This window comes from Pararhizobium sp. DWP3-4, assembly GCF_049898205.1.
Lineage (GTDB): Bacteria > Pseudomonadota > Alphaproteobacteria > Rhizobiales > Rhizobiaceae > Pararhizobium.
On the sequence record NZ_JAFCXF010000002.1, the window covers coordinates 241,617 to 254,952 of the forward strand.

Consider the following 13,336-nt stretch of genomic DNA (forward strand, 5'->3'; position numbering starts at 1 on the left):
TCAGCTTCCTTTGCGGCGCTTGTAGTCACGCCAGCGCTCCTGTGCGGTATCGATGTCGTTTTGCTGCCGCTTTTTCGTACCACCGGCGAGCAGAATGATGATCTCCTCGCCATCCCGGCCGAAATAGATGCGGTAGCCAGGCCCGTAGTCGAGGCGATATTCGAGCAAACCGTGTCCAACGCCCTTGACGTTGGACAGATTGCCGGACGAGACGCGCGCCAAGGCAATCGTCACTTTCGAGGCGGCTCTCGCTTCGATCGACCCGAACCATTCAGCAAAAGGACTTCTGCCCGTCTGATCCAGATATTCAAGGATCTTCATGTGTCAATGGTAACATATACGCCACCATTGACAAGCGTTGCATCAGCCCGAAATTTTCGAGAAATCGGCAACCGTTCCCGTTGCCGCACGGATAAGACCGAGCAGAGCGAGACGGTTGGCGCGAATGGCCGGGTCTTCGTCGTTGACGAGAACATCGGCAAAGAACTGGTCGACCGGGCCGCGCAGCTTCGACAGGGCTTCCATGGCGGAGCGGAAGTCTTCACCGGCGATAGCGGCACTTGCCTCGGTGGAGGCCTGTGTCACGGCGGCGTAGAGCGCTTTTTCGGCGTCGAGCTTGAGGAGCGCCGGATCGACGGTTGCTGCGATCTGCGTCCCCTTCTTTTCCTCGGCGGCCAGAAGCTGCGTGGCGCGCTTGGTGCCGGCCAGCAGGTTGAGTCCCTCTTCCGACGTGACGAAGGCGGTCAGCGCCTCGACGCGGCGGGCGACCATCAGCAGATCGTCGGCATCCGGTGTCAGAACCGCGTCAATCAGGTCATGGCGGGCGCCGAGATCGCGGAGGTAGACTTTCAGGCGGTCGTGGAAGAAGGAGACGAGGTCGAGGTGTCCCGCTTCAAACCCGAATAAATTTTCAGAGGAAATCCATTCAACGTTGGCGTTGGCCTTTGAAAAATCATCAACCTCACGTTCAATGACTTTATCAAGATAGTTCATTGCTACGTATTTCAAATTCTGAATAGCATCGTCAGTTAACGGGTAGTCTTCGCTATCAACGAACTTCTCGATCTCATGGCCGTTTATAAATTGGTCGGGAATATCGAAGCGCGTAGCACGTGCTTTCTTTTGCTCAATGGTACTAACCCGATACACCGGTAATTGGTGTAAACCGAAACGCACCTTCCGCTCCAGCAAAATCCGCACAACACCCAAAGCGGCACGCCTCAGCGCATAGGGATCCTTCGAACCTGTCGGCTTCTCGTCGATGGCCCAGAACCCGATCAGCGTATCCAGCTTGTCAGCCAACGCGACTGTCAGACCGACCGCATCGGCGGGCAGACGATCGGACGGTCCCTGCGGCTTCCAGTGATCTTCAATCGCGGCGGCGACGGAGGCGTCTTCGCCCTGCAAACTCGCATATTTGCGGCCCATGATACCCTGAAGCTCGGGGAATTCGCCGACGGCTTCGGTGCGCAGATCGGCTTTCGCCAACACAACCGCGCGGTCAACCAGTATTGGGTCGGCGCCTGTCACCTTGGCCAGTTCGGCAGCCAGTGTGCGGATGCGCTGGACGCGTTCGCCCTGCGAGCCGAGCTTGGCATGGAAAGTGACGTTCAGCGCGTCGAGCTTGGCCATGCGCTGGTCGAGCGGTTTTTTCAGATCGAGATCGAATTTTGCAGCCGAGGCTTCGAGCGTTTCGAGATCCGGCAGGTTGCCCTGGTCGCGGGTCCAGAAGTGCTTGGCGTCGGAGAGACGGGCGCGCACGACCTTGCCGTTGCCGTGGACGATTTCCTTGCCGCCGTCCTTCGCCTCGATATTGGCAACGAGGATGAACTTGTTCGACAGGGTTTCCTCGCCCGGCCGGCGGGTGACGAAACATTTCTGGTTGGTCTTGATGGTCAGCCGGATGATTTCCGACGGGATGGCCAGATAGTCTTCCTCGAACGAGCCCATCAGCACCTGCGGCCATTCGACGAGGCCGCAGACTTCCTCGAGCAGGCCTTCGTCCTCGACCAACTCGAGACCATTGGCAAAGGCGATATTGGCAGCGTCGGCGGCAATGATCTGCTTGCGGCGCTCGGCATCGAGGATAACCTTGGCCTTTTCCAGCTTCTCGATGTAATCGGCAAAGCGGCGCACGGTGATGGCTTCCGGCGCGTGGAAGCGGTGCCCGTAGGTGATGTTCGATGCGGTGATGTCACCGACCGTAAACGGGATGACGTGGGTTTCCTCGTGTTCCGGGCCAAACAGGCAGACGATCGACTGCAGCGGCCGCACCCAGCGCAGGGAGCCCGGCTTGGCCGACGCGGCGCCCGAGCGCATCGGATTGCCCCAGGGGAAATTGCGGATGATGCCGGGCATCACCTCGGCGATGATCTCTTCTGCAGGACGGCCGGGCTTGACGATATGGGCGACGTAGAAATCGCCCTTCTTCGGATCGCTATGCACATGCGCCTGATCGATCGAGGTGAGACCGGCGCCGCGCAAAAAGCCTTCGATCGCCTTTTCGTTGGCATCGGTGCGCGGCCCCTTGCGGTCTTCACGCACATCGGCGGAACGGGTGTTGAGGCCGCGAATATCGAGCGTCAGCCGGCGCGGCGTCCAGTATTCCCGCGCCCCCTCATAGGTCAGCCCCGCCTCGACCAGCGCATCGGTCAACAGCTTCTTCAGATCACCGGCAGCCTTGCGCTGCATACGGGCCGGGATTTCCTCGGAGCGGAGTTCAAGCAGAAGATCGGGCATGGAATGGATGCTTTTCTAAGGGATCGATTGACTGCGGGGGATTTAGCAAGCCCGGCGGCAAAAGTCATCCATTCAATGGCGGAAAAGTCAGTGCTCAGGCGGCATCGCGAACCGGGATTCGTTCAATCTCGGCGCGTTTGCGTTCTGCTTCGATCTTGAGATCATAACTTACCTGCAGATTCATCCAGAGTTCCGGCGTGGTATCGAAGAATCGCGCAAGGCGCAGGGCGGTGTCCGAGGTTACCCCAGTCTTGCCCGTTACGATGCGTTCGATGCGGGTCCTTGGAACATTCAGTTGCTTGGCAAGTGTCCCGGCACTCATTTTCAGCGGGTCAAGATAGAGATCTTTCAGAATTTCACCAGGATGGATGGCCGGCAGGCAGATATCACTCATCTGATCAGTCCTTGCGCTCAATGGTAATCGGCGATTTCCACGTCATCGGCGCCGCCGTTCGACCATCGGAAACAGATGCGCCATTGCTGGTTGATGCGGATCAAGTACTGACCTTCCCGATCTCCGGACAATTTCTCCAATCGATTGCCCGGCGGAGAGCGCAAATCCTTCACGTCGGACGCCGCATTCAATAAAACCAGCAATTGCTGCGCCCGGCGAATGAGATCGACCGGAAAACCCTTTTTCACGCTGCCGTCTGCAACGGACGGAGACAGTTTTCCCTTGAAGGAACGGATCACCACTCATCTCCAAAACTGTATCATATACTGATACAACGATTTGGCCGCGTCAAGTATCACGACTTGATACAAGCACCTTAGAGCAATTTAAAACTACCATCCGCCTCCACCGCCACCACCTCCACCGCCGCCGGAGAAGCCGCCGCCGGTGGAGAAGCCGGAGGATGAGGAGCTGGGGGGCGGGGGTAGTGAGGAGGTCATGGTGCTGGCCATCGAGCCTGCAAAGCCGCCCATGCGGTCGCCGAACGAGCCGGCGGCAAAACTATTGCCGCTATACCAGGCCGGCTGGTAGGCGGAAGCACCGGCGGCTGCGGCCAGAAGCCAGCGATCAAAGGTTTCCGACCAGGGTTTTTCGACGCCAAGTGCCACGGCATAAGGCAGAAGCTTTTCGAAATGCTGCGGCGACATCTCCGGCGCACCGGCCATGTTCATCCGCTCTTTTTCCGCGAGCGTCAGATATTGCCGCAGGCCATCGATGCCATCCATCATCTTCGAGCCGATCGGCGTCGGGGCGCCCATCAGATGGAAGAACAGCATGTTGACCAGCACGATGCCGCCAACGCCGATCAAAAGCGGCACCTGATGCGCCTCCAGCGCCATGCTGATGACAACCGCCAAAACGCTGAGCGCGGACGCGACGACAAAAAAGGTCAGAAGGGCGGCGGCGATCAGCAAGCCGATCCGCGCAAACAGGCTGCCGCGCTTATTGAAAGCCTTGCCGATGGCGACCGAAAACACCGAGATGACCACAGAGGCGAACACCGGCACGATCACCAGTGCCACCGTCGCACCGTCGAGAAGGCCGAAAATCAAGATGGCGAGCAGAAACAGTACCGAGATGGCGATGCCCCCGACCACATAGGCCGTGTTGGCATGGTAATATTTGTTGCGGTGCTCCTTTTCCATGGCCGTGCGGAAATCGGCTCCGGCCTTCTGCACCGCCGGACCGTTATCCTTGTCGATCGTCAGCTCACCGCCATTGCGCTGCACGGCGGCCAGCACCGTCGCCTCGCCGGTCGGCAGCGACGGCGGCTTTGGCTTGTCCGTGCGGGTGATGACCAACGAGTTCTTGAAGTCTTTCAGGACGACATAGCCTTCGACCGCGAGATTGAGGGCGGCGGCGGAGAGCGCCGTCCAGCCCTGGCCGGAAAACCCCCTATTGTCGATATAGTTGACCAGTGCCGGGGAGATCCCGTCCGGCGCGTCCCAGCGCGGCACGATGACGCCGCGGGCCGGATCGCGGCCGACCTTCAGCCACATGCGGGAATAATACAGCGCGGCAATTACGAAGCCTGCGATGGCCAGGATCGGCGGCAGATGATCGTAAAACCACCAGGTCCTTTCCTGTGCTACCGATGGCGGGTCGATGCTGCCCTTCGGCATCTTGACGGCGATGGTCAGCCCTTCGTTGGCCTCGAGACGGCGCGTCGTGGTGAAGACCAGCCGGTCGCCATCCTCAAGCGCGCCGGCGTTCTTGCCGGTCGCGCCATGGCTGCCGGTAAAGACATCCAACGCTTCGGCTTTCACGCCGGCAGGCAAGGTAACCGTCGCGGACGCCTCGTCTATCGGAAATGCCCATTCATTGCCGGTGACATTCCAATAGAGCTCGTCATGATCGGGAAAGAAGCGGATCTGGCGGGCGGTCTCGTAGGTGAACTGGAACGTATGTTCGCCGTCGGCCAAGAATACATCCTTGTCGCCGGTATAGATGCGGATGCCGCCGCTGATGCCTTCGGTGCGATAGGGCTCCTGCGCACCGTCCCGCTCGACGGAAATCAGCTTGAAATCGACCTTGACGACGCGACCGTCCGCATCGGTGACGGTCAAGGGAAAATCGCGATAGATGCCGCGCTTGATGCGGTTTCCCTCGACATGGACGGTGATCGTTTCAGTGACGCTCAAAACGCCACTTTTCGCGACGTCGATGACCGAGCGATAGGCGGTAAACACTTCCTCTGCCCGCACAGGCCCGCTGACGGTGAGCAGCAGGGTCAGAACAAGGGAGAGCCATCCCAGCGCCGCGAAAACACGTCTCATGCGATCGATCCCTCCCCGGCCCCAACAGCCGAATATGTCTGCCCGTTAAGGCCGGTCGCCTTCAAGCCCGACGCCCAGCGAGGCGAGCTCATCCCAATAGCGCGGATAGGTTTTTGCCACGCAGCCCGGGTCGAGAATGGTGATGCCTTTGATCTTCAGGCCAGCCAGTGCAAAGCTCATGGCGATGCGGTGATCGGCGAATGTATCGATATCGGCCGGCAGCGTCTGGCCGGCAAGGGCCGGATCGGAGGCAACGAGCAGATCGTCGCCCTCCTCGATGGCGAGACCGGGGCGAATATTGGACAGGCCGGTGGACAGAGCGCGCACACGGTCGCACTCCTTGACGCGCAGGTTTTCGATGCCGACGAAACGCACCGGTGTCTCGTTGAAGGCGGCAAGCACGGCAAGTGTCGGAATGGCATCCTGCATCTGCGAACCATCGATGATCGCCGGCATATGCGGGAACGTGGCGATCACGTCATAGGCTTTCGCATCCGGCTGCGAGAAGGATGCTGCAACAACCCCCAGATCGATCCGGCCGCCGGTCAAGACTTCCGCCGCCCAAAGATAGGTTGCAGCCGAGGCATCGGGCTCGATCAGATAGTCGGCGGCGTGGTAGCCGGTCGGGGCCACCTGCCAGATCGACGGGCTGACCTGGGTGACTTCGGCGCCGAAGGCGCGCATCGCCGCAACAGTGAGATCAATATAACCACGCGCACCGATCTCTTCACCGGCAAGCTCGATATTGACCGGGCGGGAAGCGCCGGCGGCGGCCATCAGCAGGGCGGAGACATATTGGCTGGAAAGGCCGGCATCGATGGTGACGTGATCCCTGGCGAAATCGCCTGTGCCTGAAACAGTTACCGGTGGGCATCCGGTTTCGGCTTCCACCGCCACGCCGAGCGAGCGCAGCGCGGTCACCAGCGGCGCAATCGGCCGCTTGCGCATATGCTGATCGCCATCAACGATCACGGTGCCATCGACAAGAGCCGCAGCGGCCGTCAGAAAGCGCGTCGCAGTGCCGGCATTGCCAAGGAACAGCGGCTTTTCCGGCGGCAGAAGCTTGCCGGTTCCGGTGACGATGAATGTCGTGCCGTCAGGCTCGGAAATCTCCACGCCCATGGCGCGCAGGGCATCGGCCATGTAGCGAGTGTCGTCGCTCTTCAGCGCACCTGTCAGGCGGCTGGTGCCCTTGGCGAGACCGGCCAGAAGCAGCGCCCGGTTGGTGATCGATTTCGAACCGGGCGGACTGACGCGGCCTTCAAGCGGATGGCCGGGCGGAAGGATGGTCAGTTTCTGGTCTGCGGCTTTCATGCTCTTGTCTCTTCATGCCTTCAGCACCGCCAGTCCGTGGCTGTGTGCGCTCTCTCGATTGTGGATAGCCGTCTACGACGGAATGCCCGACCGGGCTAGATCAAAACTTCACCACCGGGACAGTGCGGTCGGCCTCGTTGGTGATTTCGAAAAAGGCCGCTTTGGTGAAACCGAAGGGGCCGGCGATGAAATTCGAGGGGAAGCTTTCGACCTTGACGTTCAAGTCGCGCGCAGCACCGTTATAGTAGCGGCGGGCCATCTGCACTTCGCTTTCGATCTCCTCCAATGATTGTTGCAGTTCGGAGAAATTCTGGTTGGCCTTGAGGTCTGGATAGGCCTCCGCCAGCGCAAACAGTTTGCCAAGCGCCTGGCTCAGCAAGCCCTCGGTTGCAGCGCGTCCGGCAACATCGCCGGCCGGCAGGGCCTGCGCCTTGTTTCGAAGTGCGATGACCTCTTCCAACGTGCCCTTTTCGTGGGCGGCATAGCCTTTGACGGTTTCGATCAGATTGGGGATCAGGTCGGCGCGGCGCTTCAGCTGCACGTCGATACCCGACCAGGCTTCCTCCTTCACCTGCCGCGCCTTGACCAGGCCGTTATAGACAAAGATCAGGTAGAGGATCACGACCGCAGCAATGGCCAGAGTAATCATCGGGGTTCCTTCCGCGCTCGATTTTGCCGCAGCTTAAGGATCGAACGCCGCCGTTGAAAGACAAATTTCAACCGCCCGCTTCACCCTGCCGGTTTTCCCGTTTTATGCATACCAGCCTGTTCCTCCGGGAACCGTGTGACGGCGGCGCTTGATCGATAGTGAGGCATCAGATCAACGCCGAACCCGCAAAGCACCGCCCCCATGAAAACGCTCGCCGCCCTCATCAACGTCATCGCCTTTTCGGCCTTGTTCTTTGCCTATGCGAACATTGGTACCGTTGAAAAGCCGGCAGGCGTCCGCCGTGCCTTGCAGACCTATGCCGGCCAGCTTTCGACCGGCGCGTTTGCGACCGAGAAACCGGCATGGCAGGTTGGCGCTGATGAGCGCGGTCTGATTTGAGTATTGTTTTCTGCGCCAGACGTTTAGCCGTATTCGCCGACATGTCCGCGCATAAGAGCGCCAAAGCTTTCGTACTTCCCTTTTAGGAGCGGCCTAATTTTCCCCATTCCACCGAGTCTTCCGGGGAAAGGACTTCTTCCAGGATCTGCCCGAAACAGACGACGGCGACGCGCTGTTCGCTGGTCTTGGCGATATACATGTATTCGTCTGCCCGGCGGACGAAGGATGCGACGGTATCGTCCGGCTGCAGGAAGGTAACGCCGACGGCAGCACCGGTATAGGTCACTTTGCCCTCTATGGCGATCGGCTTGAAAACCCGCTCCATCGCATCCTGGACATTCTGCTGCACATCAGCGGCCAGTTTCAGGTCGATATCGAGCAGGACGACGAATTCATCGCCGCCAATTCTGGCGATGAAATCGGTGGCGCGAAAGCTTTCGCGCAGGCGGCTGGCGATGGTTCTCAAGACCTCGTCTCCGGCGGCATGCCCCAGCGTATCGTTGACCATCTTGAAGCCGTTGAGGTCGATGAAGGCCAGCGCCAGCTTGCGGTCGTTCAACATGCTGCGCGCCACGGCTTCGACAATCACCTCGTCGAAACAGGCCCGGTTGGGAAGACCCGACAGGGCGTCGGTGCGTGCCGATGCCCGCAAGGCGTTCTCGATTTCGCGCTGCTGCCTGACACGCGCCGATACGTCGACGATAACTTCGACATCGAAGGAGACGCCATCGACAAGGGTTCGCTGCGCCGAGATCAGCGTCGGGATGATCGTGCCGTCGGCATAGACGAGATCGACCTCTTCAAGCTCGTAGGACCCCACTTCCGCCAGCAGCCGGTGGCGGCGATCGCGGGCCGGGTTATCGATCGCGGCGCCATCCGACGTCAGCTTCCTGCCGCGTATATTTTCCCATTTCAAACCCGTCAGCTTCAGATAGGCGTCGTTGACCTTGGCGTAGCTCGACGTCTTCGTATCACTGGTGGTAATCGCCATCGCGATCGGTGCGAACTCGAACATTCGCATCAACATCGAAGCCAAAACTTCCGGGGGCAGAATATCCTCGTCGTCCATTGCGCGTCCTGAACTCAATCACTGGACAAAGCTTAGAACAAACTCCTTAAACGCTTACTGAACAACACGATGCACTGAGGGAATTGATTATGCCCCCATAAGGAGAGCTCCGGAAAAAATCATCCACTGCTTGTATTTTTACTGCAGTTCGATGATTACAGGTGTCAAGGAGGCCGCTGCGCTCTGACAGATTGCACCCCATGCCCGCGCTTTTGTGCAGAGGCCCGGGTGAGCCTGGTGTTGTGGTCAACGGTTAGGCAGCGTCTTTCGCCAGATTGATGCCACCGGCGTCCGTCAGCAGGAAGGCCTCGCCGCAGGCCGTCGCCAGCGTGCGAACGCGCAGAATGTAGCTTTGGCGCTCGGTCACGGAAATCACGCCGCGGGCATCCAGCAGGTTGAAGACGTGGCTGGCCTTGATGCACTGGTCATAGGCCGGGAACACACATTTGTGCAGGATGGCGTTGGCGCCGGTATCGGGTGCTCCGGCTGCCAGAAGCGCCATGCACTCCTTCTCGGCATCGACAAAATGCTGCTGCAGCATCGCCGTGTTGGCATATTCGAAATTGTGCCGGGAATATTCCTGTTCCGCCTGCAGGAAGACATCGCCATAGCTGATCTTCTCGTCGCCCTCGCGGCCGTTGAAGTTCAGGTCGTAGACATTGTCGACACCCTGGACATACATGGCGAGACGTTCCAGACCGTAGGTGAGTTCGCCCGAGACAGGCGAGCATTCGATGCCGCAGACCTGCTGGAAATAGGTGAACTGCGAGACTTCCATGCCGTCACACCAGCATTCCCAGCCGAGACCCCAGGCGCCCAGCGTCGGGCTTGCCCAGTCATCCTCGACGAAGCGGATGTCGTGCAACAGCGGATCGAGGCCGATGGCCGCCAGCGAACCGAGATACAGCTCCTGCAGGTTCGGCGGATTGGGCTTCAGGATGACCTGGTACTGGTAGTAATGCTGCAACCGGTTGGGGTTTTCGCCGTAACGCCCATCGGACGGGCGGCGTGATGGCTGCACATAAGCTGCCCGCCAGGGTTTGGGGCCAAGCGCCCGCAATGTCGTTGCCGGATGGAAGGTACCGGCGCCGACTTCCATGTCATAGGGCTGCAGAACCGCGCATCCCTTGTCCGCCCAGTAAGCGTGCAGCGTCAGAATCAGCGCCTGGAACGAGCGCTTGGGGTTCATGTGGTCCGGGAGAGCGGCGGCGGTCATGGCATCAGTCCAGGTTGAAGGTATCTGGCTGTCTGGTGCCATGATGGGCGAGGAGGGTCAAGGGGCGGAGAATACACCGAATGGAAGGACGATGAAATCACTCACTTTTCGAGATTCGAGAACGGATTGAAAATAGCGAGGCGATCGTCAACGATAAGACCATGTTGCATATCTTCTGAGAAGCATTGTTCAGAGCCCGCCTGCAGGGCTGTGGCAATCATCAACGCATCGAAAACCGAGAAATTATAGCGTGCCGCAAGATCGAGCGCGAGCAAATTGCATTCCTTATCAATCGGCACGATAGCCGCTGCAAGCGCGCTTAAATCACCGATTGCAAGCCGGATTTCCACCCAATTCATGCCCAGTTTACGCCGAGCGACGTTGGCAAACTCGTTCAATGCCTGAACGCTCAAAATAAACGGCTCTGACAGGAGTACTTGCGCCACAGCAGAGCGCGGATCATCGGTGAAAGCGTAAACTAGGATATTTGTGTCAAGCAGCGGCGCGGTCACCGTGTGTTCGCCTCGTCACGATCGAATTTCCAATCGGCTGGCAAGCGCTTGGCAAAAGCCTTGATACGCGCAAGCGCCTTTTCTCGGCTTCGATCATGTTCGATTTCGAAATCGCGCTCGCCCGCAATCCGGACGGCCACTTCATCGCCCTCTTTCAACTGCAAGGTCTCGACCACCGAAGAAGGAATGCGGATGGCGAGACTGTTTCCCCATTTCGAAACCTGCATCGGAGAACCCCATGATATACGCTGGGGAACGTATATCATACTCGGTGCGAAAATTCAAAGAACGCGAAAATAACATCACTCCGGCTTCTTCAGCCGATACTCCCCCGTCACCGGGTCCTTGACCAGCGTGCCTTGCGTGCCGGTTTCCTGCTGGCGGCGGGTCTCCTGCTGGCGGCGGCTCAGTTTTTCGGCGTCGGCCACGAATTTGCGGTAGCCCACCCAGGCGATGGCTGCAAACACCAGCAGTATAATCAGTTGCGGCATGCGCCCTCCCCCGTTTCCGTCAGACTATCAAAGCCCAAAGCGGCCCCATAATGCCTTTTCTTCCGCAACCTCGGCAAGGCCGGAAACGGCGGAGACCGCAAAATGCTCGGCCATGCCGCTTGCCAGCGCCGCACCGGGCTGGCGGCGGCCGAACAGGCCGCGCGAGGCGGAGACCAGTTGCAGCTGGGTCTTTGCGCCGAACCGCTTCGTCATCTCGCCGCGCATGTCGCCGAGGCTATCGACAAGTCCGAGCTCCTGACCACGTTTGCCGGTCCAGAACAGGCCCGAGAAAATGTCGGGCGTATCGGCCAAAAGATGACCGCGCCTCGCCTTGACCATGCCGATGAAGATGTCGTGGATTTCGAGCTGCAGCCCTTTGAGGAACTCGATATCCTTCTCCTTTTCCGGCTGGAATGGGTCGAGCATCACCTTGTTGGACCCGGCGGTATAGACCCGCCGCTCGACACCGATCTTCTTCAACAGTTCCGGAAAACCGAAACCGCCGGACACGACGCCGATGGAACCGACGATCGAGGTCGGGTCGGCAATGATCTCGTCGCCGGCCAGCGCGATCATATAGCCGCCGGAAGCCGCCACATCCTCGACGAAGATGATGACGCGCTTCTTCTTGTCCTCCGCCAGATCGCGGATACGCTGATAGATCAGCCGCGACTGGACGGGCGAGCCGCCGGGAGAATTGATCGAGATGGCAACGGCCGGTGCGTCCTTCATCGAAAAGGCTTTTTCAAGCACCGGCGCGATCGTCGCCAGATTGAGTGCCGGGCGAAACTGGCTGCCGCCCGCCATGATCGCACCATGCAGCCGGACGACCGGGATCGTCACGCCGTCCTTGCGAAAACGCTTCGGCAACAGTTTCCTGAACAGTCCGGCCATCTGAACTCCCTGCATTCATTGTACGTATTGGCAATCATTATGCGTGTTGGCATGTATGCATTGGCGCGGCAAACACAATGGCACATGATGAAAATCATCGATTGCGGTGATAGGCGGTACGGCCGTTGTTCATGTCATCGACAACGGCGGCAAACTTGTGCGTCTCTGCCTCATGCACGATCAGTGGCGCCCGCAGCGTCAGCCGCGCGCGGCTTTGCTTGATCGCCGTGACTAGGATGCGAACGGCATTTTCACCGGCGCGCGGGTGCACGGGCGTGATCTCGATGCCGCCGAAACGGCGGCCGCAGGCGGAGATGATCTCGGCGATCGATTCCGGCCGGGCGATCAAAGACAGTTGTCCGCTGGGCCGTGCGATAGCGCAGGCCATCTTGATCCAGGTGTCGAACAGGCCTTGCGTCATCGCATGCGCCTCAGCCTTCAATGCATCCGGCGTCTTGCGGTCCGAGGCATCGTTGAAGGGCGGGTTCATGATGACATGATCGAAACTGTTGTCGGCAAGACCGGCTGCAACCCTTGCCCGGCCGGTCAGCGATACGTCGGCTTCGAGAACGGATATCCGGCTGGTAAAACGGGCGTTTTCCGCAAGTACCAGGCTTCGCCTGGCAAAATCCGCCATCAACGGCGACCGCTCGACCAGTAGCACTTCGGCATTGTCCAGCCGCGAGGCAACGGCAAAGCCGGCTGCACCGGCACCGGCACCGAGATCGGCGACACGACAGGGCCTTGCCGAAGCGACCAGCGAGGCCAACAGCATCGCATCCATGCCGGAGCGGTGTCCCTGCCCCAGCGGCTGGATCACCTGAAATTGACCGCGGTGAAAGCTGTCGATGGTTTCGGTGGTCATAGGGGAAGCATCCGGAGACGTTTGCATTCTTGGTAGCAATACCCCCCTCTGTCCCTCCGGGACATCTCCCCCTCAAGGGGGGAGATCGCAAAAAACCTCAAGCCCGCCTCACCCTGCCTGATTTCCAGATTGCTGCGGGAAAAGAATGATCTCCCCCCTTGAGGGGGAGATGTCAGCAAAGCTGACAGAGGGGGGTGACTGGACGCGAGTGACATGATTGCGCTTAATCCCGCAATTCCGCCTCGAGCCCGGCATCGATCAGCACCTGCCGCGCCTCGTCGGCATCGTCCTCATCGACCAGAAAACGCCGGGGCAACAGGCCGAGCGACCCTTCAAGAATGCTCATGCCCTGATCGGCGATGAAGCAGCCGATGCCGGCATCCTTCATCAGACTTTCGGCAAACGAGAGCACGACGACGTCGTTGGTACGGATCAATTCCTTCATTCCGGGTCGTTTT

The 13,336-nt window shown here is 59.5% G+C and carries 16 protein-coding genes; 1 reads left to right on the plus strand and 15 read right to left on the minus strand.

The genetic code is table 11. The features are described 5' to 3' along the window. The 7 genes from ACP7E6_RS06345 to ACP7E6_RS06375 all read right to left on the minus strand — a co-directional run bounded on the left by ACP7E6_RS06345 (position 1) and on the right by ACP7E6_RS06375 (position 7,432). The gene (locus ACP7E6_RS06345) at positions 1-321 is read right to left on the minus strand and encodes a type II toxin-antitoxin system RelE/ParE family toxin (RefSeq protein WP_426228894.1); all 321 of its coding nucleotides are present in this window, start codon (positions 319-321) and stop codon (positions 1-3) included. A 42-nt stretch (positions 322-363) separates the two neighbouring features. Further along, on the minus strand, positions 364-2,739 hold the full coding sequence (gene glyS, locus ACP7E6_RS06350) for a glycine--tRNA ligase subunit beta (protein ID WP_426228895.1): 2,376 nt from the start codon (positions 2,737-2,739) through the stop codon (positions 364-366). Between the two features lie 94 nt (positions 2,740-2,833). Continuing rightward, a complete protein-coding gene (locus ACP7E6_RS06355) occupies positions 2,834-3,133 on the minus strand; it encodes a HigA family addiction module antitoxin (protein WP_426228896.1) in 300 nt (99 codons plus the stop codon). 17 nt (positions 3,134-3,150) lie between these two features. Next, positions 3,151-3,432: a type II toxin-antitoxin system RelE/ParE family toxin gene (locus ACP7E6_RS06360; RefSeq protein WP_426228897.1), complete on the minus strand. Its 282-nt coding sequence runs from the start codon at positions 3,430-3,432 to the stop codon at positions 3,151-3,153. 93 nt (positions 3,433-3,525) lie between these two features. Continuing rightward, positions 3,526-5,469, minus strand: a complete 1,944-nt coding sequence (locus ACP7E6_RS06365) for a DUF2207 domain-containing protein (protein WP_426228898.1) — start codon at positions 5,467-5,469, stop codon at positions 3,526-3,528. A 45-nt stretch (positions 5,470-5,514) separates the two neighbouring features. Next, positions 5,515-6,783 (minus strand): 3-phosphoshikimate 1-carboxyvinyltransferase, encoded by a 1,269-nt coding sequence (locus ACP7E6_RS06370; RefSeq protein WP_426228899.1) that lies wholly within the window; start codon positions 6,781-6,783, stop codon positions 5,515-5,517. Between the two features lie 100 nt (positions 6,784-6,883). Further along, positions 6,884-7,432 (minus strand): LemA family protein, encoded by a 549-nt coding sequence (locus ACP7E6_RS06375; RefSeq protein ID WP_426228900.1) that lies wholly within the window; start codon positions 7,430-7,432, stop codon positions 6,884-6,886. A gap of 201 nt (positions 7,433-7,633) precedes the next feature. Between ACP7E6_RS06375 and ACP7E6_RS06380 the strand changes: the two genes are divergently transcribed. Then, entirely contained in the window at positions 7,634-7,831 is a 198-nt protein-coding gene (locus ACP7E6_RS06380) for a hypothetical protein (protein ID WP_426228901.1), read from the plus strand. 82 nt (positions 7,832-7,913) lie between these two features. Here the strand turns inward: ACP7E6_RS06380 and ACP7E6_RS06385 are convergent, their stop codons facing one another. From ACP7E6_RS06385 to ACP7E6_RS06420, 8 genes are all read right to left on the minus strand, one after another. Further along, positions 7,914-8,900: a GGDEF domain-containing protein gene (locus ACP7E6_RS06385; protein ID WP_426228902.1), complete on the minus strand. Its 987-nt coding sequence runs from the start codon at positions 8,898-8,900 to the stop codon at positions 7,914-7,916. A 253-nt stretch (positions 8,901-9,153) separates the two neighbouring features. Further along, a complete protein-coding gene (locus ACP7E6_RS06390; protein WP_426228903.1) occupies positions 9,154-10,116 on the minus strand; it encodes a glycine--tRNA ligase subunit alpha in 963 nt (320 codons plus the stop codon). Between the two features lie 101 nt (positions 10,117-10,217). After that, complete coding sequence (locus ACP7E6_RS06395; protein WP_426228904.1) at positions 10,218-10,628, minus strand: PIN domain-containing protein; 411 nt, start codon at positions 10,626-10,628, stop codon at positions 10,218-10,220. Then, positions 10,625-10,855: an AbrB/MazE/SpoVT family DNA-binding domain-containing protein gene (locus ACP7E6_RS06400; RefSeq protein WP_426228905.1), complete on the minus strand. Its 231-nt coding sequence runs from the start codon at positions 10,853-10,855 to the stop codon at positions 10,625-10,627. Before ACP7E6_RS06400 ends, ACP7E6_RS06395 begins: the two co-directional genes overlap by 4 nt. Positions 10,856-10,930: 75 nt before the next feature. Continuing rightward, positions 10,931-11,119, minus strand: coding sequence for a hypothetical protein (locus tag ACP7E6_RS06405; protein ID WP_426228906.1), 189 nt, complete (start codon positions 11,117-11,119; stop codon positions 10,931-10,933). Between the two features lie 27 nt (positions 11,120-11,146). Beyond that, complete coding sequence (locus ACP7E6_RS06410) at positions 11,147-12,013, minus strand: S49 family peptidase (protein ID WP_426228907.1); 867 nt, start codon at positions 12,011-12,013, stop codon at positions 11,147-11,149. Between the two features lie 94 nt (positions 12,014-12,107). Continuing rightward, entirely contained in the window at positions 12,108-12,878 is a 771-nt protein-coding gene (locus tag ACP7E6_RS06415) for a tRNA1(Val) (adenine(37)-N6)-methyltransferase (RefSeq protein ID WP_426228908.1), read from the minus strand. A gap of 223 nt (positions 12,879-13,101) precedes the next feature. Next, positions 13,102-13,323: a DUF2007 domain-containing protein gene (locus ACP7E6_RS06420; RefSeq protein ID WP_426228909.1), complete on the minus strand. Its 222-nt coding sequence runs from the start codon at positions 13,321-13,323 to the stop codon at positions 13,102-13,104. Positions 13,324-13,336 lie beyond the last annotated feature (13 nt).